Source organism: Blastococcus sp. SYSU DS1021, from assembly GCF_054050995.1.
In genome coordinates, this window is the sequence record NZ_JBJHAL010000014.1 from 84,959 (window position 1) to 106,460 (window position 21,502).

23 protein-coding genes and 1 riboswitch are annotated in these 21,502 nt (G+C 74.8%); of the genes, 10 read left to right on the forward strand and 13 right to left on the reverse strand.

Annotation, left to right across the window (positions count from 1 at the left end; all coding sequences use genetic code 11):
- Window positions 1-6: 6 nt before the first annotated feature.
- The 4 genes from ACI8AP_RS12305 to thiM all read right to left on the reverse strand — a co-directional run bounded on the left by ACI8AP_RS12305 (window position 7) and on the right by thiM (window position 2,952).
- Complete coding sequence (locus tag ACI8AP_RS12305) at window positions 7-678, reverse strand: TenA family protein (protein ID WP_456589629.1); 672 nt, start codon at window positions 676-678, stop codon at window positions 7-9.
- Window positions 675-1,487, reverse strand: a complete 813-nt coding sequence (thiD, locus tag ACI8AP_RS12310; protein WP_456589630.1) for a bifunctional hydroxymethylpyrimidine kinase/phosphomethylpyrimidine kinase — start codon at window positions 1,485-1,487, stop codon at window positions 675-677. Before thiD ends, ACI8AP_RS12305 begins: the two co-directional genes overlap by 4 nt.
- Window positions 1,484-2,146 carry a thiamine phosphate synthase gene (gene thiE / locus ACI8AP_RS12315; protein WP_456589631.1) on the reverse strand — a complete coding sequence of 221 codons (663 nt, stop codon included), beginning with the start codon at window positions 2,144-2,146 and terminating at the stop codon, window positions 1,484-1,486. The genes thiD and thiE overlap by 4 nt, the downstream gene beginning before the upstream one ends.
- On the reverse strand, window positions 2,146-2,952 hold the full coding sequence (gene thiM / locus ACI8AP_RS12320; RefSeq protein WP_456589632.1) for a hydroxyethylthiazole kinase: 807 nt from the start codon (window positions 2,950-2,952) through the stop codon (window positions 2,146-2,148). The genes thiE and thiM overlap by 1 nt, the downstream gene beginning before the upstream one ends.
- Window positions 2,946-3,039, reverse strand: a riboswitch (TPP riboswitch). Its footprint overlaps the gene before it by 7 nt.
- A gap of 81 nt (window positions 3,040-3,120) precedes the next feature.
- On the opposite strand from thiM, the gene ACI8AP_RS12325 reads away from it, so the two are divergent.
- The 3 genes from ACI8AP_RS12325 to ACI8AP_RS12335 all read left to right on the forward strand — a co-directional run bounded on the left by ACI8AP_RS12325 (window position 3,121) and on the right by ACI8AP_RS12335 (window position 4,632).
- The gene (locus tag ACI8AP_RS12325; protein ID WP_456589633.1) at window positions 3,121-3,624 is read left to right on the forward strand and encodes a DUF3291 domain-containing protein; all 504 of its coding nucleotides are present in this window, start codon (window positions 3,121-3,123) and stop codon (window positions 3,622-3,624) included.
- Complete coding sequence (locus ACI8AP_RS12330) at window positions 3,621-4,274, forward strand: Type 1 glutamine amidotransferase-like domain-containing protein (protein WP_456589634.1); 654 nt, start codon at window positions 3,621-3,623, stop codon at window positions 4,272-4,274. Before ACI8AP_RS12325 ends, ACI8AP_RS12330 begins: the two co-directional genes overlap by 4 nt.
- 103 nt (window positions 4,275-4,377) lie before the next feature.
- Window positions 4,378-4,632, forward strand: a complete 255-nt coding sequence (locus tag ACI8AP_RS12335) for a hypothetical protein (protein ID WP_456589635.1) — start codon at window positions 4,378-4,380, stop codon at window positions 4,630-4,632.
- A gap of 12 nt (window positions 4,633-4,644) precedes the next feature.
- On the opposite strand, the gene ACI8AP_RS12340 is transcribed toward ACI8AP_RS12335, so the two are convergent.
- Window positions 4,645-6,228, reverse strand: a complete 1,584-nt coding sequence (locus ACI8AP_RS12340) for a helicase (RefSeq protein ID WP_456589636.1) — start codon at window positions 6,226-6,228, stop codon at window positions 4,645-4,647.
- Window positions 6,229-6,600: 372 nt separating this feature from the next.
- Between ACI8AP_RS12340 and ACI8AP_RS12345 the strand changes: the two genes are divergently transcribed.
- Both ACI8AP_RS12345 and ACI8AP_RS12350 read left to right on the forward strand, forming a co-directional pair.
- The gene (locus tag ACI8AP_RS12345; protein WP_456589637.1) at window positions 6,601-7,437 is read left to right on the forward strand and encodes an alpha/beta fold hydrolase; all 837 of its coding nucleotides are present in this window, start codon (window positions 6,601-6,603) and stop codon (window positions 7,435-7,437) included.
- Complete coding sequence (locus tag ACI8AP_RS12350; protein WP_456589638.1) at window positions 7,434-7,769, forward strand: YnfA family protein; 336 nt, start codon at window positions 7,434-7,436, stop codon at window positions 7,767-7,769. Before ACI8AP_RS12345 ends, ACI8AP_RS12350 begins: the two co-directional genes overlap by 4 nt.
- 23 nt (window positions 7,770-7,792) lie before the next feature.
- Here the strand turns inward: ACI8AP_RS12350 and ACI8AP_RS12355 are convergent, their stop codons facing one another.
- Entirely contained in the window at window positions 7,793-9,007 is a 1,215-nt protein-coding gene (locus ACI8AP_RS12355; RefSeq protein WP_456589639.1) for a DUF222 domain-containing protein, read from the reverse strand.
- Between the two features lie 279 nt (window positions 9,008-9,286).
- On the opposite strand from ACI8AP_RS12355, the gene ACI8AP_RS12360 reads away from it, so the two are divergent.
- The 4 genes from ACI8AP_RS12360 to pgm all read left to right on the forward strand — a co-directional run bounded on the left by ACI8AP_RS12360 (window position 9,287) and on the right by pgm (window position 12,820).
- Complete coding sequence (locus ACI8AP_RS12360; RefSeq protein WP_456589640.1) at window positions 9,287-9,709, forward strand: DUF4190 domain-containing protein; 423 nt, start codon at window positions 9,287-9,289, stop codon at window positions 9,707-9,709.
- Window positions 9,710-9,808: 99 nt separating this feature from the next.
- Window positions 9,809-10,663 carry a helix-turn-helix domain-containing protein gene (locus ACI8AP_RS12365; protein ID WP_456589641.1) on the forward strand — a complete coding sequence of 285 codons (855 nt, stop codon included), beginning with the start codon at window positions 9,809-9,811 and terminating at the stop codon, window positions 10,661-10,663.
- Complete coding sequence (locus ACI8AP_RS12370) at window positions 10,660-11,088, forward strand: VOC family protein (protein ID WP_456589642.1); 429 nt, start codon at window positions 10,660-10,662, stop codon at window positions 11,086-11,088. Before ACI8AP_RS12365 ends, ACI8AP_RS12370 begins: the two co-directional genes overlap by 4 nt.
- 97 nt (window positions 11,089-11,185) lie before the next feature.
- Window positions 11,186-12,820 carry a phosphoglucomutase (alpha-D-glucose-1,6-bisphosphate-dependent) gene (pgm, locus tag ACI8AP_RS12375; RefSeq protein ID WP_456589643.1) on the forward strand — a complete coding sequence of 545 codons (1,635 nt, stop codon included), beginning with the start codon at window positions 11,186-11,188 and terminating at the stop codon, window positions 12,818-12,820.
- 14 nt (window positions 12,821-12,834) lie between these two features.
- On the opposite strand, the gene ACI8AP_RS12380 is transcribed toward pgm, so the two are convergent.
- From ACI8AP_RS12380 to ACI8AP_RS12405, 6 genes are all read right to left on the reverse strand, one after another.
- A complete protein-coding gene (locus tag ACI8AP_RS12380; protein ID WP_456589644.1) occupies window positions 12,835-13,401 on the reverse strand; it encodes a hypothetical protein in 567 nt (188 codons plus the stop codon).
- 10 nt (window positions 13,402-13,411) lie between these two features.
- Window positions 13,412-13,756 carry a PadR family transcriptional regulator gene (locus ACI8AP_RS12385; RefSeq protein WP_456589645.1) on the reverse strand — a complete coding sequence of 115 codons (345 nt, stop codon included), beginning with the start codon at window positions 13,754-13,756 and terminating at the stop codon, window positions 13,412-13,414.
- Between the two features lie 118 nt (window positions 13,757-13,874).
- The gene (gene glpK / locus ACI8AP_RS12390) at window positions 13,875-15,392 is read right to left on the reverse strand and encodes a glycerol kinase GlpK (protein ID WP_456589646.1); all 1,518 of its coding nucleotides are present in this window, start codon (window positions 15,390-15,392) and stop codon (window positions 13,875-13,877) included.
- Window positions 15,393-15,418: 26 nt separating this feature from the next.
- On the reverse strand, window positions 15,419-16,156 hold the full coding sequence (locus ACI8AP_RS12395) for an MIP/aquaporin family protein (protein WP_456589647.1): 738 nt from the start codon (window positions 16,154-16,156) through the stop codon (window positions 15,419-15,421).
- 155 nt (window positions 16,157-16,311) lie between these two features.
- Window positions 16,312-17,814: a glycerol kinase GlpK gene (gene glpK / locus ACI8AP_RS12400; protein WP_456589648.1), complete on the reverse strand. Its 1,503-nt coding sequence runs from the start codon at window positions 17,812-17,814 to the stop codon at window positions 16,312-16,314.
- On the reverse strand, window positions 17,807-18,535 hold the full coding sequence (locus tag ACI8AP_RS12405; protein WP_456589649.1) for an IclR family transcriptional regulator: 729 nt from the start codon (window positions 18,533-18,535) through the stop codon (window positions 17,807-17,809). Before ACI8AP_RS12405 ends, glpK (ACI8AP_RS12400) begins: the two co-directional genes overlap by 8 nt.
- 228 nt (window positions 18,536-18,763) lie before the next feature.
- On the opposite strand from ACI8AP_RS12405, the gene ACI8AP_RS12410 reads away from it, so the two are divergent.
- Window positions 18,764-20,491 (forward strand): glycerol-3-phosphate dehydrogenase/oxidase, encoded by a 1,728-nt coding sequence (locus ACI8AP_RS12410; RefSeq protein ID WP_456589650.1) that lies wholly within the window; start codon window positions 18,764-18,766, stop codon window positions 20,489-20,491.
- Window positions 20,492-20,527: 36 nt separating this feature from the next.
- Here ACI8AP_RS12410 and ACI8AP_RS12415 read toward each other — a convergent pair whose 3' ends face one another.
- The gene (locus tag ACI8AP_RS12415; protein WP_456589651.1) at window positions 20,528-21,433 is read right to left on the reverse strand and encodes a GGDEF domain-containing protein; all 906 of its coding nucleotides are present in this window, start codon (window positions 21,431-21,433) and stop codon (window positions 20,528-20,530) included.
- Window positions 21,434-21,502: the final 69 nt, after the last annotated feature.

Here is a 21,502-nt window from a genome sequence, read left to right on the forward strand (position 1 = left end):
CGCCGGTCAGATCGCGACGGCCCACGCCTCGCCGGCGTGGGCCGCGCGCCAGGACTCCAGCTCGTACCGGGTGGCGATGGCGAACGCGGTGAGCATGGCGGCCTCCTGGTCGGGCGCGGTGCGCGCCGCGGCGTCGGTCAGCCGTCGGGCGGCGGCCGCGGCCTCCTGGAACGGGGCGGCGTCGTAGGTGGCCACCCACCGGCGGTACGGGTGGTCGGCGGCGGCCCGCGCGGCGGGGGCCAGCCGGGCGCCGACGTCGGCGTACACCCAGTAGCAGGGCAGGACGGCCGCGGCGGCGACCGGGTACGGCGCGGTCGCCGCCGTCGCCACGAGGTAGGAGGTGTACGCCAGGCAGGTCGGCGACGGCTCCGGCGGGGCGCCGGCCTCCCCCAGCAGCTCCGAGCCGAGCAGGTCGGCGTGCAGCTGCGTCTCCACGACCGCGCAGTTCTGCGCCGAGCCGGCCCAGAACGCGGCCGCCTCCGGGTCCGGGGCGCGGGCCGCCAGCAGCGCCAGCGCGCGGGCGTAGCCGCCCAGGTACAGGGTGTCCTGCTCCAGGTAGTGGCGGAACGCCTCGGGTGCCAGGGTGCCGGCGGCCAGCTCGGCGAGGAAGGGCAGCTCGTCGATCGCCCGGCGGAGGTCGGCGGTCGCCGCCCAGGCCCGGTCGCCGAAGCCCCTCACGCGGGCCAGATCCCGGCGAAGTGGTGCACCGGGCCGTGGCCGGACCCGATCCCCAGCGCGCCGCCCCCGGCCAGGGCCCGCTGCAGGTAGTCGCGGGCGGGCTCCACCAGGGCTGCCCAGTCCGGGGGCGCACCGGCGCGGGCCGCCAGCGCGGTCAACGCCGACGAGAGGGTGCAGCCGGTCCCGTGCGTCGCCGTCGTGGTCACCCGGGGGCGGCGGGTCTCCGTCGTCCCGGCGGACGTGGCCAGCACGTCGACGCTGTCGGGGCCGCCGAGGTGGCCGCCCTTCAGCAGCACCGCGCCGGGCCCGAGGTCGAGCAGTGCCCGCGCCTGCTCGTGCAGCCCGTCCACGTCGGTGGCCGGCTCGCCGTCGAGCAGCGCGGCGGCTTCGGGCACGTTCGGGGTGATCAGGTCCGCGAGCGGCAGCAGCTCGGTGCGGACGGCGGCCACCGCGTCGTCGTCGATGAGCCGGTGCCCGCTGGTCGCCACCATCACCGGGTCGCAGACGACCGGGCCGGGGCGCCGCTCGGCCAGCACGCCCGCCACCGCCCGCACCACGTCGGCGCTGCCCAGCATGCCGAGCTTGGTGGCGTGCACGTCGACGTCGTCGAGCAGGGTGTGCAGCTGCTGGGCCACGAAGTCGGCTGGCACCGGGTGGACCCCGGTGACTCCCCGGGTGTTCTGCGCCGTGAGCGCGGTGAGCACCGCCGTGCCGTACGCGCCGAGCGCGCTGAAGGTCTTCAGGTCGGCCTGGATGCCCGCTCCGCCGCTGGGGTCGCTGCCAGCCACGGTGAGCGCCGTGGGCGTCATCGCGCACCCACCGGGGCGAGCTCGGCACGGAGCGCCGCGGCCGCAGCGCGTGGGTCGGGGGCGGCGCAGACCGCGGAGACCACGCAGACGCCGTCCACCCCGGTGGCGGCCACGGCGGCGGCCCGGGCGGCGTCGATGCCGCCGATCGCCACGGCCGGCAACCCGCCCGCGTGCGCCGCGCCCGTCAGCTCCCGCACCGCGTCGAGGCCCAGCCCGGGGCCCGCCTCCGGCTTCGTCGGCGTCGCCCACACCGGGCTCAGGCCCACGTGGTCGACGGTGCCCGGCGGCAGCCGCAGGGCGGCGGTCAGGTCGGCGGTGCTCTCCACGGAGAGGCCGAGCAACCGGTCGGGTCCGAGCGCCGCCCGCACCTCGGCCGCCGGCAGGTCCTCCTGCCCGATGTGCACGCCGGAGGCGCCGGCCAGCAGGGCGACGTCGAGGGCGTCGTTCACCAGCACGGCCACGTCCGGCCGGTCGGCGAGCGCGGCCTGCACCGAGCGGGTCAGCGCCAGCAGGTCCCGGCGGGAGGCGTGCTTGTCGCGCACCTGGACGGCGGTGACCCCACCGGCCACCGCCGCGCGGACCACGTCGGCCACCGACCGTGGCCGGCACAGCTCCGTGTCGGTGACCAGGTAGAGCGTCGGGTCGAACGCCGGTCGCATCAGTCGCTCCGCACGTCCGCGCCCGCGAGGTCGTCGGGGCCGACGGCGTCCAGGGCGTCGAGCCAGGCGGGCGCGAACGTGCCGGGCCCCGTGGCGGTCTCGGCGGCCCGCTCCGCGGCGAGCGCGACGTGCGCGTGCCCTGCCACCGCACCGGTCAGGGCGTCGCCGGTCGCGGCGACGTAGGCCGCCACCAGGGCGCCGAGCGCGCACCCGGCACCCGTGGTGCGGGTCAGCAGCGGTGAGCCGCCGCCCACCCGGATGGTCCGCGCGCCGTCGGTGATCAGGTCCACCGCGCCGCTGACGGCCACCACACCCCCGGTGCGTGCCGCGAGCTGTGCGGCGGCGGTCGCCGCGTCATCGGCGCCGGCGGTGCTGTCGACCCCGCGGCCGCCGGCGCCGGCGCCGGCCAGCGCCATGACCTCCGAGGCGTTGCCGCGCACCACGACCGGCGAGAGCTCGACCAGCTCGCCGGCGAGCGCCGTGCGGTAGGCCAGCGGACCCACGGCCACCGGGTCGAGCACCCAGGGGGTGCCCGCCGCGCCGGCCGAGCGGGCGGCCAGCCGCATCGCCGCGGCGGTGCGCTGGTGCACGGTGCCCACGTTGACCAGGACGGCGGAGGCGACGGCGGCGAAGTCCTCGGCCTCCTCCGGGGCGTCGACCATCGCCGGCGCCGCGCCGACGGCCAGCAGGGCATTGGCGGTGAGCGTCTGCACCACCGTGTTGGTCAGGCAGTGGACGAGCGGTGCGTTCTCGCGCAGCGCCGCGCGGGCGGCGCGCAGGTCGACGACTTCCACAGCATCGGACATGCCGGTGACATCCCTTCGCCAGTGCGAACTGGAGCAGGTTCGACGGGTGTGTTCTCAGTCCCGGGCGGGACACCCCGTGCCACGTACGGGCTCGAACCTAGCGCAGCGGGCCGGGGGCCGTCACCACCGACCTCGTCGACGGACGGGCGGGTGCCCTACGGTCGGCCCGTGGACCACCACCTCGCCCAGGTCAACGTCTCCCGCCTGCTCGCCCCGCTCGACAGCCCCGTGCTGGCCGATTTCATGGCCGCCCTGGACGAGGTCAACGCCGAGGCCGACCGGGCGCCCGGCTTCGTCTGGCGGCTGCAGACCGAGGACGGCAACGCCACCTCGGTGCAGGCGTTCGGCTGGGACGCCGCCGGCAGCCACGGCGTGATCGTGAACCTCACCGTCTGGCGGGACGTCGAGTCGCTGGCCGCCTACGTCTTCGGCGGGCGGCACGTGCAGATCATGCGGCGGCGCCGGGAGTGGTTCTCCCGCGCCGCCGAGGCGACGACCGCGCTGTGGTGGATCCCGGCGGGCACCCTGCCGACCACCGACGACGCGGAGGCGCGCATCCGGCACCTGCGAGCGCACGGCCCGACCCCCGAGGCGTTCACCTTCCGCACGCACTTCCCGCCGCTGGAGGGAGCCGTGGCGCCGTCGTCGGACGACTGGCTCTGCCCGGCATGAGGCTGCTGCTCACCTCCGCCGGCCTCTGCGACCCGACGCTGGTCGCGGCGACGGAGGAGCTGGCCGGACGCCCGCTGAGCGGGCTGCGGGCCGCCGTCGTCCCCACGGCGGCCAACGTCATCGCGGGCGACAAGGGCTGGCTGATCGCCGACTTCGTGAACTTGCAGCGCGCCGGGTTCGCCGAGGTCGACATCGTCGACGTCTCGGCGCTGGAGGCCGAGGTGTGGGAGCCGCGACTGGAGGCGGCCGACGTCCTGGTGCTCACCGGTGGGGACACCACGCACCTGCTGCGGTGGCTGCGCCGCTCGGGCCTGGCCGACCGGCTGCCCGATCTGCTCGGTGAGCGGCTGCTGATCGGGATCAGCGCCGGCAGCATGGTGCTCGGGCCGCACCTCGCGCTGAGCCAGTCGGAGCAGCCGCGACCGGAGGACACCGTGGGCCTCGGCCTGGTCGACGTCCTGGTCGTGCCGCACCTGGGCTCGCCGTACTTCCCGAACGCGTCGGAGGAGGCCCTCCGGGAAGCGGCGCGCGACCTGGGGCACCGCGTGTTCGGGCTGGCGGACGGCACCGCGCTGGCCGTCGACGGCGACCGCGTGGCGGTCGTCGGCGCGGGTCCGCACCTGGAGCTCGAGCCGGCCGCGTCGCGATGAGCGCAGCCGCCACGGAGCCCGCCCGCGCGGTGCGTCGCGGTCTGCCGGATCGGGTCGGTGGTGGTCCCTTGCCCGCTCGTCGGTCGCCCGCCACGCTGGGCGGATGGTGCAGAGCGGAACGAGCGTGGGCACGGTCGTCCGGTGGGACGGCGACGAGGGGGGCGGCCTCGTCGAGTCGCCGGACCTCCCCGGCCACTGCTGGGTCGAGGTGGGAGCGCTGCATCCCAGCGCCCGTGGCTCCCTTCGCGCGGGGCAGGTCGTGGAGGTCTCCTGGACCGAGACGGGCGTCGGCGACCATCCCGTCCGGGCCGACCTGGTGACGCCTCGCGACGACCTGCAGGCCACGCCGGGAGCCTGAGCCCGGTGGAGCTCAGGCCTCGGTGAGGGCGGTGCTGGGCAGCCAGTCGGCGTCGAGCAGCTCGGCGATCTCCCGCAGCGCCGAGGTGTCCGCCCCGGCCGTGGAGCCGCTGACCGCCAGCCGCTCGACCATCATCCGGGCCACTTGCTCCTCGACCGTGTCGGCCGCGAACGCCACCCGCCACGGAGAGGCCTTCCCGTCGCGGTGGGTGCGCCCGGTGACCTGCCGGGCCTGGATGCCGGAGAACCGCGGCTGGTGGAACAACCCCACGCGGGGCGCCTCCGACGCCGTCGACCCGTCGGGCAGCAGCTCACCGGCGTGCAGGCTGATCGACGCGGTCACCGTGAAGACGCACACCGCCGCGTCGCCGCGCTGGAACCGCAGCCGCTCGGCCTCGACGTCGAAGCGGTCGCGCCCGTAGATGCCGGCCACCGGGATGCCGGCGTCCAGCAGCGCCTCGCGGATCGGATCAGCCGCCGTCTCCACGAACTCGACCGAGACCGCGACCTGCCGCTCCGCCTCCACCTGCGCCTTGATCCAGTCGACCGTCGCCTGCACGCGGATCAGCCCGGCCTTCTGCCGGAACCGCAGCAGGGCCGCGCGACCGCGGGCGGACTGCCGGCCGCGCCGGGCCAGTTGCATCTCTGCGCGGAACTCCGACCACTCGGCCTCGTACTGCGCCCGCTCGGCCGGGCTGAGCAGCACCGGCGTCCCCGTCACCGACACCGGTCCCCACGGGGCCGGGCGGTGCAGCGTCGCCGGTGGATCGGCGTCGGCGAGCCAGGACTGCAACCGGGCGAGGTCGGCCCGGCGCTCGTCGGCGTCCTCGGTCCACTGCCAGCCGTAGCGGCCACGTTCCACGTGGAACGTGTGCCGCTCGAGCGCCTTCGGCAGGTCGGCCCAGTCCTTGATCGACTCCTCGTGCCGGGCGGCGAACTCCGGCGCCAGGTAGGGCAGCTCCAGGGGGGTGTGCGCCGGCGTCGCGGTCGCGGCCAGGACGTACGGGGTGTCCTTGACCCGCGCGGCGCCGGAGACGGCCTTCCAGTGCTTCCACCGCTGCGTCGTCGTGTGCCGCACCATGTGCGCCTCGTCGGCGACGACGACGTCGAAGCGCAGCTTCGCCACCTTGCCCAGCCGGTCCCAGGTGGTCACGCACCAGCGCAGGCCACCGTCGCCGAAGCCGGCGATCGAGCGCGCCCAGTGCGGGATGGTGATGGCGGCCGGCCGGTCGGCGATGACCAGCGCGGTGCGGACGTCGCGCTGCTCGGCGATCGCCTTGACCGCCAGGATCGCGGTTCCGGTCTTGCCGACGCCGGGATCGTCACCGAGGAGGAAGACCCTGCCCCCGGCGGCCGCATGGGCCGCCACCACGTCGGCGCCGTCGCACTGCTGGTCCCGTGGCGTGAGCGGCCGGGCCTCGGGAAGGGGGCGGGGCGCCTCGTTGAGCTCGTCCTCGAGGAAGCGCTCGAGGCTGTAGGGCGGCGGGTCGTAGGGCGCGAGCTCGGGCGGCAGGGACCGGCCCACCCACACGTGGGCCTGCAGGCCCGGGTGCCAGACCGCTCCCGGCGCGGGCGCGCGGAACGGCACGGCCAGCACCCACACCCTCTCCCCCGGGCCCGCGCTGGGCAGCTCGGGCGCGGCCTTCTTCGGCGTGGGCTTCCGCGCTGCCGGCTTCCGTGGCGCGGCCTTCCTCGTGGTCCCCGTCGACCGTCGAGTGCTGGTCGCGCTCCGGCGTCGTCCTGGCATCTGCTCCCCCTCGTGGACCTCCCGGCACGGTAGAGGCGGGAAGCGACGCCGCCCCGCAGGAGCCGAGCGCGCCGCCGTCGGATCGTCGTGGACGTGTCGTCCCCGGATGGCGACCCCGCCACGTCGACGGCGGGTGCCTCGCGCTGGACGGCGACACCGGCGAGACGGAGGTGGTGCTGGACTGAGCGGGGCGCGGCGCCGGGCGTCTGGTGGAATCGCCGGGTGACGTTGAACCCCGAGGAGGCCCTCGCCGCCCGGACGCTGGGCGAGGCCGGACCGCGCGTCGTCTTCGTGCACGGGCTCTTCGGCCAGGGGAAGAACTGGACGACGATCGCCAGGGGGCTGGCCGACGACCACCGGGTGACCCTGCTCGACCTGCCCAACCACGGTCACTCGCCGTGGACCGAGCGTGTCGACTACGTGGACATGGCCGAGATGGTCGCCGCCGAGCTGGAGTCCTTCGGCGAGCCGGCCACCCTCGTCGGTCACTCCATGGGCGGCAAGGTCGCGATGCAGCTGGCGCTGCGCCGGCCGGAGCTGCTGCGCGCACTCGTGGTCGTCGACATCGCCCCGGTCGAGTACCCGCTGCAGGGCGGGCGGACCGAGGACCCCGACGAGGAGGCCTCGCCGTTCGCGGCCTTCATCGCCGCGATGCGGGCGATCGACCTGGGTGCGCTGGAGTCCCGTTCCGACGCCGACGCCGCCCTCCGCACCGCCGTGCCCAGCCGGATGGTGCGCAGCTTCCTGCTGCAGAGCCTCGGCCGGGAGGAGTCGGGGGACGGCTGGCAGTGGCGGCTGAACCTGGAGTTGCTCGAGCGAGACCTCGGCGAGCTGCGCGGCTTCCCCGATCCCCCGCCCGGTGCCGTGTTCGACGGGCCGGTGCTGTGGATCGCGGGGGCGAACTCCCACTACGTGCTCCCCGAGGACCGGCCGCACATGGACGCGCTCTTCCCGTCCACCCGGCTCGTGCGGATCAAGAACGCCGGCCACTGGGTGCACTCGGAGCAGCCCGAGGTGTTCCTCGAGACCCTCCGCCGGTTCCTGGCGGCCGTCGAGTGACCGTCGCCCGGTCCCTGGTCCTCTTCGCCCTCGCGGCCGTCGCCGAGATCGGCGGTGCCTGGTTGGTGTGGCAGGGGGTCCGGGAACACCGCGGCTGGGCCTGGATCGGCGCCGGCGTCATCGCGCTCGGGCTGTACGGGTTCGCCGCCACGCTCCAGCCGGACGCGAACTTCGGCCGGATCCTCGCCGCCTACGGCGGGGTCTTCGTGGCCGGCTCGCTGGCCTGGGGCATGGTCGTCGACGGCTTCCGGCCGGACCGGTACGACGTCGCCGGCGCACTGATCTGCCTCGTCGGCGTCGCGGTGATCATGTACGCCCCGCGCGGGGTGTGAGCCGAGCGGCGTCGCCGCAGCGGTCACGGGCCGGCGCGGCTCAGGATCTCCGTGCCGTCGGGCCGGTAGGTGCGCCAGCGGCCGGTGCCGGGATCTCGTCGAATCGTGAACCCGCCCTCGTGGCAGGACGTGTGGTGCCGCTCGCAGAGCAGGGCGCCGTTGTCGCAGCTCGTCGGCCCGCCGTGTGCCCAGTGCACGACGTGGTGGACGTCGCACCACTCCGGCGGTGCATCGCAGCCGGCGAAGACGCAGTGCGCGTCGCGAACCTCGATGGCCCGGCGGATCGCCGCGGATGAAGTCCGCTGCGCTCGGCCGACGTCCAGGGGCAGCCCGTCCGGGCCGGTGATGACGCGGGCGATACTGGCGTCGCAGGCCAGCCGGCGTGCCGTCTCGGGGTTGATGGGACCGGACCAGCCCAAGGAACCACCAGCGACACCGGGAGCGCCGCGCGCGGCGCACAGGGCGAACCAGTCGATCGTCACGCGCACGTGTGGCCGCTCCCCGCGGACGTCGGGGAGCGAGCCGCCGTCGAGAGCCCCGCGAGCCAGCGCGACCAGCGCGTCGGCCTGCCGCTCGGCGTGGGACCGGAGGTCACCGGCAGGGCGGTCGCCGTTCATGAGAGCGGCGAGCGCGGTGTGCAGGTACTCGCCGCCGACGGCATCGAGGTCACCGCGCAGGTGCACCCGGCCGTCGAGCCCGGACGCCATGGTGAACCGGCGGCGCACGTCGGCGGCGTCGTCCAAGGTCCCGTCGGGGTCCACTCCGGCGACCCACTCCTTCACGCCCCGCGCGGTCTCGTGCGGGGCTGTGGCCCGGGCCAGGTCGGCCAGGATGCCGTCGGTCTCGCCGAGGTCGATACCGATCTCGGCGGCCTTGGCGATCCGGCCGGGCGTCATGGCCTTCGTGATGACCCGAGCGTGCGCGGCACTGATCGCCCCGGCGGCGAAGGCCGCCGCTGTTTCCGGGAGCTGCTCGAGCCGCCGGCCGGTGGAGACCGTCGCGGTGGCCTGCTCGGGCGCCATGCGGCAGCTGCCCCGCAGCCAGGCCTTCATGGAGACGGCGCCGTCACGGCGGTAGGCCTCCCGGCGGTCGGCCGCACGGACCGCCGTGGTCAGCGCGGCCGCCATGCGGTTCGTCGCGGCCACCAGGCTGCCGACGAGGTCGAGCAGACCGTCGTCGGAGAACTCGGCGAGATCGGTGGCGGCCAGCTCGTCGAGGGCGGACAGCAGCTCGGACACCGTGCCCTCCTCCCGGTCCGCGACCTCGTCGTTGCACCCAGGCTAGGCCGCGGGTACGACAGAAAAGGCCAGTTCAGCGGCCGTATCGCGTCCTTGATGTGCACGGGCGCGGCGCTCGCCCGGCGACGACATGGCGGTGGCACGCCTCGCCCGTCCCTGCCTCATCGGGGTGGCCTGGACCGCGCGCCGCGTCGGCACCACCGCCGCGGCGCGTCAGGATGACGCCGACGCCTCGGGACCGGAGCCCCCGGCCGGCGCGCAGCCACCAGGAGTGAGTCGATGGCGTGCCCAGGTCCGCACCAGCCGGGCGCCGGCGACCCGTACGGCGCCCCCGGCCCCGCCACCTGGGGACAGGCGCAGGCCCCCTACGGCGGCTACCCCCAGGCCGGCGTTTACCGGGGCCCGCCGCCACCGCACGGCCCCGGCTACCCGCCCTACAGTCCGCCGTACGGCTATCCCTACGCGCTGCCCCAGCGCACCAACGGCATGGCCATCGCCTCGATGGTGCTGGGGATCCTCTGGCTGTACTGGATCGGCAGCATCCTGGCACTGGTCTTCGGCTACACGGCCAAGCGGCAGATCCAGGAGCGCGGCGAGGCCGGTGGCGGCATGGCGACGGCCGGCATCGTGCTCGGCTGGATCGGGGTCGGGTTCTTCGCCCTGTTCGTCCTCTTCGGGATCGCCTCCACCGCCGGCTACTGAGGCCGCCTCGGCGCCCCGGACCGCCGCCCTGCGCGGGTTCGGCCTGCCGGTGTCCGCAACGCCCTGGAGCCACGCCCTCGTCGCTGCGATGCTGGTCGGGTGCGGCAGGAGTCGGTGGTGCACCGCCCGCACCCGGCGCTGCGCCGGTACGTCGCGGCGGCCCTGGGCTACCGGCACGAGGGGTTCCCGCCCGGCGAGCACCTGGGCCTGCCCTCCCCCTGGCTGACCGTCGTCCTCACCCTGGACGACCCGCTGGAGATGGCCGCCCACCCCGACCCCGCCCAGTCCCCCGGCCGGTTCGACGCGCTCGTCGGCGGCCTGCACACCCGTCCGGCGCGGATCGTGCACCCCGGTCGGCAGGCCGGCATCCAGCTCTCGCTCACGCCGCTGGGGGCGCGCGCCCTGCTGGGCCTGCCCGCCGGCGAGCTGGCGTCGCTGGACGTGCCGCTGACCGACCTGCTGGGCCCGGCCGGCACCGAGCTGGTGGACGGGCTGCGGACCGCCGCGGGGTGGCCCGCACGGTTCGCCGCGCTGGACGCGGCGCTGCTGCGCCGACTCCGGGACGTCGACGGCGTCCCGGCGGAGGTCGCGGAGGCCTGGCGGCTGACGACGGCGGCCGGGGGGCGGCTGCGGGTGTCCCAGCTGGCCGCCCGGGTCGGCTGGTCCACCCGGCACCTCGAGCAGCGGTTCCGCGCCGAGACGGGGCTGGGACCCAAGGAGGCAGCCCGGGTCGTGCGCTTCGACCGGGCCCGCCGTGCGCTCGCGGGGCGGGTCTCCCGCGGCCTGCCGCCCGATCTTGCCGGGCTCGCCGTCGCCGCCGGCTTCAGCGACCAGGCGCACCTGACCCGGGAGTGGCGGGCCTTCTCCGGGCTGCCGCCCACCCGCTGGCTGGCGGCGGAGTTCGGATACGTTCAAGACACCGCCGCGCTCGCCACGGCACTGTCGTCGCCATGACGACGACGCAGCAGACCGACCAGCAGCAGACGGCGCCGGCCCCCGTGGTGTGGCCGGCCTTCCGGGCCCGGGACGCCCGCGGGCTCATCCGCTTCCTCGTGGACGTCCTCGGCTTCGAGGAGACCGTGGTGTACGGCGAGGGCGACCGGGTCGACCACGCCCAGCTCGACTGGCCCGAGGGCGGCGGGGTCATGCTCGGCTCCGTCCGGGACGACGGCGGCCAGTGGCCGGTGGAGGCGACCGGCTGCTACGTGGTCACCGCCGATCCGGACGGCGTGCACGCGCGGGCCGTCGCCGCCGGGGCGGAGATCGTGCGGGCCCCCTACACCACTGACTACGGCTCCCGGGACGTCACCATCCGCGACCCCGAGGGCAACGTCTGGCAGTTCGGCACCTACCGCGGCGAGCCGCGCCGGTCGAGCTGACCGGGGCAGGAACCGCGCACCGGCCCGGGTCGGAGCACCGGCCCGGGCCGGCGCGCACATCTCGCGCGGACCCGTCGCGCAGGCCAAGATCAATCACATGAGCGACGCCCGCGCCGGACAGCCCGCCCAGCCCGCCGACCTGATCGACGTCGCCTCGCTGGTCAGCGCGTACTACACCGTCGAGCCGGACCCGGCCGAGCCGACGCAGCAGGTCGCGTTCGGCACCTCGGGCCACCGCGGCTCGGCGTTCGACGCGGCGTTCAACGAGGCGCACATCCTCGCCACGACGCAGGCCATCTGCGAGTACCGCGCCGAACAGCGGTACGACGGGCCGCTCTTCCTCGGCCGGGACACCCACGCGCTCTCCGAGCCGGCCTGGGCGACGGCGCTGGAGGTGCTGGTGGCCAACGACGTCACCGTTCTGGTCGACGCCGGCGAGCGCTACACCCCCACCCCGGCGATCAGCCACGCGATCCTGCGGGCCAACCAGGGGAAGCGGACGGGGCTCGCGGACGGCATCGTCGTCACCCCGTCGCACAACCCGCCGCGCGACGGCGGCTTCAAGTACAACCCGCCCTCCGGCGGGCCCGCCGACACCGACGCCACGGGGTGGATCGCCGGGCGGGCCAACGACCTCCTGCGGGCCGGGCTCTCCGGCGTCCGCCGGGTACCGGTGGAGCAGGCGCGCGGGACGGCGCAGGCCTACGACTTCCTGGGCACCTACGTCGACGACCTGCCGCAGGTCATCGACCTCGACGCGATCCGCGACGCGGGCGTGCGCATCGGCGCCGACCCCCTCGGTGGTGCCAGCGTCGACTACTGGGCGGCCATCGCCGAGCGCCACCGGCTCGACCTCACCGTGGTCAACCCGCTGGTCGACCCGACGTGGCGGTTCATGACGCTGGACTGGGACGGCAAGATCCGGATGGACTGCTCCTCCCCCGCGGCGATGGCCTCGCTGGTCGACCGCCGGAACGAGTTCCAGATCGCCACCGGCAACGACGCCGACGCCGACCGGCACGGCATCGTCACCCCCGACGCCGGGCTGATGAACCCCAACCACTTCCTCGCCGTCGCGATCGCCTACCTGCTCAGCCACCGGCCCGGGTGGGCCAAGGACGTCGCCGTCGGCAAGACGCTGGTTTCCAGCTCGCTGATCGACCGGGTCGTCGCCGACCTGGACCGAAAGCTGGTCGAGGTCCCGGTCGGCTTCAAGTGGTTCGTGCCGGGGCTGCTGGACGGGTCGGTCGGCTTCGGTGGCGAGGAGTCCGCCGGCGCCTCGTTCCTGCGCCGGGACGGCGGTGTCTGGACGACGGACAAGGACGGCCTCCTGCTCGCGCTGCTGGCCGCCGAGATCCAGGCCGTGACGGGCCGGTCCCCCTCGAAGCTGCACAAGCAGCTCACCGACCACTTCGGCGAGTCCGCCTACGCCCGGATCGACGCGCCGGCGACCCGCGCGGAGAAGGCGGCGCTGGGCAAGCTCTCCCCCGAGGACGTCGCCGCCACCGAGCTGGCCGGGGAGCCGATCACCGCGAAGCTCACCCGCGCCCCCGGCAACGACGCCCCGATCGGCGGGCTGAAGGTGACCACGGAGAACGCCTGGTTCGCCGCCCGCCCCTCGGGGACCGAGGACGTCTACAAGATCTACGCCGAGTCCTTCCGCGGGCCGGAGCACCTCGCGCAGGTGCAGGAGGAGGCGCGCGCCGTCGTCGCCACCGCGCTCGGCAGCTGACGCCTCCGCCGCGGTCAGCGGGCGAGCAACCCGCCCACGGCCATGGCGGCGAGCATCAGGAACGGGAGGCCGAACAGGACGAGGCCCGCCCACCGCGGGAGCGGCACCATCTCGGCACCGGTCCGCGGGTCGACGACCTTGTCCCCGGAGGCGTCGTGCCGGACGGTGCGGACGATCCGGGCGACGCAGGCGGCGAGCACGAGCGCGGCGACCACGCAGACGGCCCACGCGGGCAGGTCGAGCACGGAGGTCTCCCCGGCACCGAGGGCCCACAGGGAGTCGGCGAGCAGGAAGCAGGCCAGCCCGATGGACGCCGCCGTTCCCAGGTCCCGCCAGGTCAGCCCCCGCAGCGTGTCCCGCCAGCCGCGGCTGGGGGCGGCCCCGAGCACGTCGGCGACCCGGTCGGCGTACTCCGTGGCCGGGCCGAACGCCTCCCGCGGGTGCTCCCCGGTCTCGGCGACGTGGCTCTGCACCTCCGCGAGCACCTCGCCGATCCGGGCACCGGGGACGTCGCGCATCCGCAGGCGCAGCAGGAGGGCGTCGTGCCAGGCCTGCTCGCTGCTGTTCAGGACCTTCCCCATGGTGGGCTCCTCAGGCGGGGACGCACGGGGACGAGAGCAGGCCGGCGGCCCGCTCGGTGAACGTGCGCCACTGGTCGGCGCGCTCGCGCAGCGCCTGCTCGCCGGCGGTGGTCAGGGTGAAGAATTTGCGGCCCGGCCCGCCGTCGCCGGCCTCCCAGGACGAGGAGACCAGCCCCTCGGTCTCCAGCCGGGTCAGGATCGGGTACAGCGTGCCGCCCTTCACCGAACCGAGGCCGGCCTCGGCCAGCCGGGCGGCGATCGCGTAGCCGTACGTCGGGCCGTCGGCCACCACGCGGAGCACGCACAGCGAGAGCACGCCGCGCATCCACTCCCCGGGCCAGCGGTCCTCCGTCACGTGCTAGACAGTACGACTGACTAGTCAGGCGCACAACCTACTGAGAGGCCCGTCCCCCTCGGCCCCGTCCGGAGGCTCGCCCCGAGCCTGCGAGGGGTGAGGAGGACGGGGTCCTTCTTCAGCTGACGTCCTCGTCGACCCAGTCCAGCGACTTGGTCACCGCCTTCTGCCAGTTGCGGTAGTTGCGCTCCCGCTCCTCGGCAGGCATCTGCGGCTCCCAGCGCTTGTCCTCGGCCCACTTGGCGGTCAGCTCGTCGAGGTCGGACCAGAAGCCGACGGCCAGGCCGGCGGCGTAGGCGGCGCCCAGCGCGGTGGTCTCGGCGATCTTCGGCCGGATCACCGGGACGTCGAGCAGGTCGGCCTGGAACTGCATGAGCAGCTCGTTGCCGACCATGCCGCCGTCGACCCGCAGCTCGGTCAGGTCGACGCCGGAGTCGGCGTTCATCGCGTCCAGCACCTCGCGGGTCTGGTAGGCGGTCGCCTCCAGCACGGCCCGGGCGAGGTGCCCCTTGTTGACGTACCGGGTGAGCCCGACGACGGCGCCGCGGGCGTCGGCGCGCCAGTGCGGCGCGAACAGCCCGGAGAACGCCGGGACGAAGTACGCCCCGCCGTTGTCGTCGACCGAGCGGGCCAGGTCCTCGATCTCCGGGGCGCTCTTGATCATGCCCAGGTTGTCCCGGACCCACTGCACCAGCGAGCCGGTCACGGCGATCGACCCCTCCAGGGCGTACACCGGCTTGGCGTCGCCGAGCTGGTAGCACAGCGTGGTGAGCAGGCCGTTCTCCGAGGGGACGGCCTCCTCCCCGGTGTTGAGCAGCATGAAGTTGCCGGTGCCGTAGGTGTTCTTGGCCATCCCGCGCTCGAAGCAGACCTGGCCGAAGGTCGCCGCCTGCTGGTCGCCGAGCGAGCCGGCGATCGGCACGCCGCCCAGGAAGCCGGCCTTGCGGCCCCTGCCGTACTCCTCGGAGTTGGAGCGGATCTCCGGGAGCATGGACGTCGGGATGCCCATCTCCTCGGCGATGGACTCGTCCCAGGCGAGCGTCCGGTAGTCCATGAGCATCGTGCGCGAGGCGTTGGAGACGTCCGTGAGGTGCTGGCCGCCGTCGGCCCCGCCGGTCATGTTCCAGATCAGCCAGGAGTCGATGGTGCCCATCAGCAGCTCGCCGCGCTCGGCCCGCTCCCGGGCGCCGTCGACGTTGTCGAGGATCCAGCGCACCTTCGGGCCGGCGAAGTAGGTGGCCAGCGGCAGCCCGACCTTGTCCTTGTACCGGTCGGCGCCGCCGCCGAGCGCGCCGAGCTCGTCGATGATCTTCGTCGTGCGGGTGTCCTGCCAGACGATGGCGTTGTAGACCGGCTGCCCGGTCGCCCGGTCCCAGACGACGGCGGTCTCGCGCTGGTTGGTGATCCCGATGGCGACGACGTCGGAGGCGCCCGCGTCGCTGCGCGCTATCGCCTGCCCGACCACCTCGCGGGTGTTCCGCCAGATCTCCAGCGCGTCGTGCTCGACCCACCCGGCCCGCGGGAAGATCTGCTGGTGCTCCTTCTGCCCGACCGACACCACCGCGCCGTCGTGGTCGAAGATCATGCAGCGGGTGCTGGTGGTGCCCTGGTCGATGGCTACGACGTACTGCGGCATGGGGAGTTCCTCTCGATCGGAAGTGGTCAGAGCGGGACGTGCGACAGGCCGCCGGCGAGGACGGCACCGAGGAGCGGGCCGACGATCGGGACCCAGGCGTACCCCCAGTTGCTGTCCCCCTTGCCCCGGATCGGCAGGACGGCGTGGGCGATGCGGGGCCCGAGGTCGCGGGCGGGGTTGATGGCGTAGCCGGTGGGGCCGCCGAGGGAGGCGCCGATGCCGACGACCAGCAGGGCGACGGCCAGCGGGCCGAGCTGGGTGGGCGTGTCCCCGAACCGCAGGATGATGTAGACCAGCACGAACGTGCCCACCATCTCGCTGATCACGTTGTCCTTGACCGTGCCGGTGGCCGGCCCGGTCGCGAAGGTGCCCAGCTGGGTGCCGGCGGCCTCGGGGTCGTTGTAGTGCCCGTAGTACGCCAGGTAGGCCACGACCGCGCCGAGGAAGGCCCCGACCAGCTGCCCGGCGAAGTAGGTGAACGTGGTGGCGACGGTGACGGGGACGCCGATGGCGTACGTGTCGGTCCCGCTGACCAGCAGGCCGACGGTGACGGCCGGGTTGATGTGGGCACCGGAGCTCGCTCCGGCGAAGACGCCGGCGAAGACGGCGAGCCCCCAGCCGAAGATGATGACGATCCAGCCGCCGCCGTTGCCGAACGTCTTGGGCAGGGCGACGTTGGCGACCACCCCGACGCCGAGCAGCAACAGGATGCCGGTGCCGAGTACTTCACTCCCGAAGACGGTCCAGAGACCGAGGGTGTCCACGTGTAGGCGCTCCTCGAGGCGGGCCCGCCGTACAGCGGACCGTGGATGTCGGGGACGCGGCGGTGGTCACCACCGCCGAGCCCGTTCTGCGGACCGTAGGAGGGCTCCTGTGACCTGGACAACAGTCGCGGTTCGACATCATCGGACGGTGACGATCACGGCGCGCCCCACGCGATGCTGAGCTGCACCGCGCGCTCCCAGCGCGGGTACTCCGCGGTCAGCGCCTGCGCCCGCCCGGGCGACGGCGTCCACTGCGCCGCGCGGTGCCAGTTGCGGCGCAGCGCGGCGACGTCGGACCAGACCCCGACCGCCAGACCCGCGGCGTACGCGGCACCGAGCGACACGGTCTCCCCGACCATCGGGCGCACCACCGGGGTGTCCAGCACGTCGGCGATGAACTGCATCAGCAGGTTGTTGGTGGTCATCCCGCCGTCCACCCGCAGCGCCGGCAGCGACAGCCCCGAGTCGGCCGCCATCGCCTGGATCACGTCCCGGGTCTGCCAGCCGGTGGCCTCCAGCACCGCCCGGGCCAGGTGCCCCTTGGTGACGTAGGAGGTCAGCCCGGCCACCAGCCCGCGGGCCTCGCCCCGCCAGTGCGGGGCCAGCAGGCCGGAGAACGCGGGGACGACGTAGCAGCCGCCGTTGTCCTCCACCGTGCGGGCCAGCGTCTCGACCTCCGGCGCGGTGCCGATCAGCCCGAGCCCGTCGCGCAGCCACTGCACCAGCGCGCCGGCGACGGCCACCGATCCCTCCAGCGCGTACCGGGGCGGCTCCCCGGCCAGCTGGTACGCCACCGTGCTGATCGAGCCCGAGCGCGTGCGCACCAGTTCCGTGCCGGTGTTCTGCAGCAGGAAGCTCCCGGTGCCGTAGGTGCACTTGGCCTCCCCCGGCGCGAAGCACGCCTGCCCGAACAGCGCCGCCTGCTGGTCGCCGAGCGCCCCGGCGATGGGCAACGGCTGCGCGAGCGCGGTCGCCGGGCCGAGCACGCCGACCGAGGGCCGGATCTCCGGGAGCATCGGGGCGGGGATGCCGAAGAAGTCCAGCAGGTCCGGGTCCCAGCGGCAGGCGCGGACGTCCATCAGCAGGGTGCGGCTGGCATTGGTCACGTCGGTGACGTGCAGGCCACCGTCCGGCCCGCCGGTGAGGTTCCAGATGAGCCAGGTCTCCATCGTCCCGAACAGCAGCTCCCCGCGCTCCGCCCGTTCCCGGGCGCGGGGCACGTGCTCGAGGATCCAGCGCAGCCGCGGCCCGGAGAAGTAGCCGGCGATCGCCATGCCGCTGCGCTCGGGCACCAGCGGTGCCTCCGGGCGCGCGCCGAGCTCGGCGACCAGGTCCGCCGTCCGGGTGTCCTGCCAGACCAGGGCCCGCAGCACGGGCCGGCCGGTGGCCCGGTCCCAGACGACGGTGGTCTCCCGCTGGTTGGCGATGCCGAGGGCGACCACGGTGCCCGCACCACCGACGTCGGCCAGCACCTGGTCGGCGGTCCACCGGGTGTTCGCCCAGATCTCCATCGGGTCGTGCTCGACCCATCCCGGGCGGGGGAAGTACTGCCGGTGCTCCCGCTGCCGGACGGCGACCATGCGCCCACCGCGGTCGAAGACCAGGGAGCGGGTCGACGTCGTCCCCTGGTCCACGGCGAGGACGTACCGGTCAGGCACCGCCGTACCCCAGTTCCCGGGAGACGGCGGTGGCCGCATCGGTGACCATGCCGAGGAGCAGGCTCCGGGGCGCGCCACGGCCGTCGAACAACGAGGTCACGGGGCCGTTCACGCCCAGCGCGGCCACGACCGGCCCGCCGGGCCCCCGGACGGGGGCGGCGATGCACCCGCGGCCGGGCTCGTGCTCCCCCCGGTCGGCCGCCCAGCCGCGGGTCCGCACCTCGGCCAGCCCGGCGGCGCGGTTCCCGGTGGCGGTCCGCGCCGGCCGGGGCTCGAGCGCGTGCGCCAGGAGGACCTTGCCCAGTCCCGTCGTCCGCGCGGGCAGCGCGACCCCCACCTCGAGCACCTGGGCCGAGTCGTCGGGCCGGAAGACGTGGTGGACGACGACCACCTCGTCCTCGCCGGCGAGCGTGGCCAGCCGCACCGTGTGCCCGCTGCGGGCGGCGAGTGCGTCGGCCCAGTTCGATGCGCGCGCGCGGAGCTCGTTGACGTCCAGGGAACTCCCCAGCCGCAGCAGGCCCGGGCCGATGCTGTACCGGCCGGTCGCCCGGTCCTGCGCCACGAACCCCACGTGCAGCAACGTGCGCAGCAGGCCGTGGGTGGTGGTCTTGGCCAGCCCGACGGTCTCGGCGATCTCGGTGACCCCGAGTGCGTTCCGCGCCCCGGCGATCACCTGCAGGATCGCCGCGGCCCGCTCGATGGACTGCACGGTGCCCGGCATGGCGCCCGACGGTAGGGCATCCGGGACGCTGTCGTTCCCTCTTCCGGTGCGACGATGTAGGACGCCGCACGTCGACGGGCGTCCGGGGTCGACCTACCGTGGCCGGTAGCCGGGGGTGGCGGAGGACGCCTGCCCGCGGCGGAGAGCAGTGACACGGAGGTGCACCGGTGCCCGGGCACCTCCCAGCGCGTTCCCGTCCGGTGGGCGGGCATCCCCCGGGGAGTGCAGATGACGGCAGTACGCCCGCTCGGGCCGGAGCAGCGCGCCCAGGCCTGGGCCGAGCTCGCGGAGGAGGGCTTCGAGGTCCTCGTCGTCGGCGGCGGGGTGACCGGGGCCGGGGTGGCGCTGGACGCCGCCACCCGCGGTCTGCGCACGGCCCTGGTCGAGGCCCGCGACTTCGCCAGCGGCACCTCCTCCCGCTCCTCGAAGCTGTTCCACGGGGGTCTGCGCTACCTGGAACAGCTCGACTTCGGCCTGGTCCGGGAGGCGCTGCACGAGCGTGACCTGTCGGTCAACCGGCTCGCCCCGCACCTGGTCCGGCCGGTGCCCTTCCTGTACCCGCTGACCCACCACTGGGAGCGGCCCTACGTCGCGGCGGGGCTGACCCTCTACGACGGGCTGGCCCGGCTCGGCGCGCTCGCCGACCCGATGCCGGCGCAGAAGCACCTCACCCGCACCGGCGCCCGGCGGCTGTTCCCGGCGCTCAAGCCGGACTACCTCGTCGGCGCCATCCGCTACTTCGACGCCCAGGCCGACGACGCCCGGCACACGCTCACCGTGGCCCGCACCGCGGCGGCGTACGGGGCCACCGTGCTGAACTCCGCCGAGGTGGTCTCCTTCGCCCACGCCGGCGGCCGGGTCGTGGGGGCCCGGGTGCGGGACGTGGAGACCGGCCGGGAGGTCGACGTCAGGAGCGAGGTGGTGGTCAACGCCACCGGTGTGTGGACCGACGACATCCAGACGCTGGTCGGCGGGCGCGGGCGGTTCCACGTGCGGGCCAGCAAGGGCGTGCACGTGGTCGTCCCCCGCGACCGGATCAACGGGGAGACCGGGCTGATCCTGCGCACGGAGAAGTCGGTGCTCTTCGTCATCCCCTGGGGCAGCCACTGGATCATCGGGACGACCGACACCGACTGGGCGCTGGACAAGGCGCACCCGGCGGCCAGCAAGGCCGACATCGACTACATCCTCGAGCGGGTCAACGAGGTGCTGGCGGTGCCGATCACCCACGACGACATCACCGGCGTCTACGCCGGCCTGCGCCCGTTGCTGTCCGGCGAGAGCGAGTCGACCAGCCAGCTCTCCCGCGAGCACGCCGTCGCCCGCCCGATGCCCGGCGTGATCGCCGTGGCCGGCGGCAAGTACACGACGTACCGCCCGATGGCCGCGGACGCGGTGGACGCCGTGGCCGTGGACGTGAGCCGCACCGTGCCCCCGAGCGTCACGGAGAACATCCCCCTGGTGGGCGCCGAGGGGTACGCGGCGATGCTGAACTCCCTCGACGGCCTCTCCCGGCGGTGGGACATCCCCCGGTTCCGCGCCGAGCACCTGCTGAAGCGGTTCGGGTCCCTGACCCCCGACGTCCTCGCGCTGGCCGAGGGGCGACCCGAGCTGCTGGACCCGGTGCCCGGGGCCGAGGAGTACCTCATGGTCGAGATGGTGTGGGCGGCCGCGCACGAGGCGGCGCTGCACCTGGACGACCTGCTGGCCCGCCGGACGCGCATCTCCATCGAGACCGCCCACCGCGGCGTGGTGTGCGCCGAGCCGGTCGCCCGCGCGGTCGCCGACGTGCTGGGCTGGGACGAGCAGCGGATCGCCAACGAGGTGGCCAGCTACACCGCACGGGTGGAGGCCGAGCGCCGCTCGCAGACCGAACTGGGCGACCAGGAGGCCGACGCTGCCCGGGTGGCCGCGCCGGACACCCGCGCCATCGCGGTGGGCCGCGCCCTGGGCTGACCGCAGCCCGCCGCGGCCCTGCTCCGCGGACGCGGGTCAGCGGCGGCGGCCGGCCCGGCGGCGGCGGGCCTTGTCGGCGTACATGTCGTCGTCGGCGGCCCGCACGACCCGCTCGTAGACCTCTTCCGGCTCCTCGCCGCCCCTGGCCGTGCCGATGCCGATGCTGATCCCCACGGGCACCCGGGTGCCGTCGAGGTCGAGCGGCTCGGTGACCGTGGTGCGCAGCCGGTCGGCCAGGGCCTCGGCGTCGCGGCGCTCGGTGTTCTCGCAGACGATGCTGAACTCGTCCCCGCCCAGGCGGGCCGCGGTGTCGCTGGCCCGCAGGACCGAGCGGAGCCGGTCGGCGAAGGAGACGAGGACCAGGTCACCCATCGGGTGGCCGAGCTCGTCGTTGATCGCCTTGAAGCCGTCGAGGTCGATGATCAGCACGCAGGTGGGGGTCTTCTCGCGACGGCCCCGGTCGAGCGCGTGCCGCAGCCGGTCCTGGAAGAGCAGCCGGTTGGGCAGGCCGGTGAGGGGGTCGTGCAGCGAGCGGTGCACCAGCTGCGCCTCGAGCGCCTTGCGCTCGGTGATGTCTTCCACGATCAGCACCAGGTGCGCCGCCTGCCCGTCGGGCGTCTCGGGCACCCAGGACGCGGTGATCTGCACCGGGATGTGCGAGCCGTCGGCCCGGGTGAGCCGGGTCTCGTGCCGCATCGGTCGGCCGGGCTCGGCGGTGAGGACGCCGTGCGCCTCCTGGGCAGCCGCGACGGCGTCGGGGTGGACCAGGTCCATCACCGAGCGCCCGTGCAGCTCCTCGGCGGAGCGGCCGACCATCTCCGCGAGTGCGGGGTTGACGTCGACGAGGAGGCCGCCAGGGGTCGTCAAGGCGATCCCCATCGGCGCGTTGGCGAAGACACTCCGCCGATCCGCCGGGGGCAGCGCGTCCGCCACCTCGCCCACTGCACACCTCCAGTGCCACCTCCATCTTGCGCGACGGGGACGACGGTTCGCTGGCCGGGCCGCCTGTCG

Bases quoted from the DNA above. Each gene is read 5' to 3' on its own strand.
- thiD (WP_456589630.1), bottom strand. From the start codon at position 1,487: ATGACGCCCACGGCGCTCACCGTGGCTGGCAGCGACCCCAGCGGCGGA.
- thiE (WP_456589631.1), bottom strand. From the start codon at position 2,146: ATGCGACCGGCGTTCGACCCGACGCTCTACCTGGTCACCGACACGGAG.
- thiM (WP_456589632.1), bottom strand. From the start codon at position 2,952: ATGTCCGATGCTGTGGAAGTCGTCGACCTGCGCGCCGCCCGCGCGGCG.
- ACI8AP_RS12330 (WP_456589634.1), top strand. From the start codon at position 3,621: ATGAGGCTGCTGCTCACCTCCGCCGGCCTCTGCGACCCGACGCTGGTC.
- ACI8AP_RS12335 (WP_456589635.1), top strand. From the start codon at position 4,378: ATGGTGCAGAGCGGAACGAGCGTGGGCACGGTCGTCCGGTGGGACGGC.
- ACI8AP_RS12360 (WP_456589640.1), top strand. From the start codon at position 9,287: ATGGCGTGCCCAGGTCCGCACCAGCCGGGCGCCGGCGACCCGTACGGC.
- ACI8AP_RS12370 (WP_456589642.1), top strand. From the start codon at position 10,660: ATGACGACGACGCAGCAGACCGACCAGCAGCAGACGGCGCCGGCCCCC.
- pgm (WP_456589643.1), top strand. From the start codon at position 11,186: ATGAGCGACGCCCGCGCCGGACAGCCCGCCCAGCCCGCCGACCTGATC.
- ACI8AP_RS12380 (WP_456589644.1), bottom strand. From the start codon at position 13,401: ATGGGGAAGGTCCTGAACAGCAGCGAGCAGGCCTGGCACGACGCCCTC.
- glpK (WP_456589646.1), bottom strand. From the start codon at position 15,392: ATGCCGCAGTACGTCGTAGCCATCGACCAGGGCACCACCAGCACCCGC.
- ACI8AP_RS12405 (WP_456589649.1), bottom strand. From the start codon at position 18,535: ATGCCGGGCACCGTGCAGTCCATCGAGCGGGCCGCGGCGATCCTGCAG.
- ACI8AP_RS12410 (WP_456589650.1), top strand. From the start codon at position 18,764: ATGACGGCAGTACGCCCGCTCGGGCCGGAGCAGCGCGCCCAGGCCTGG.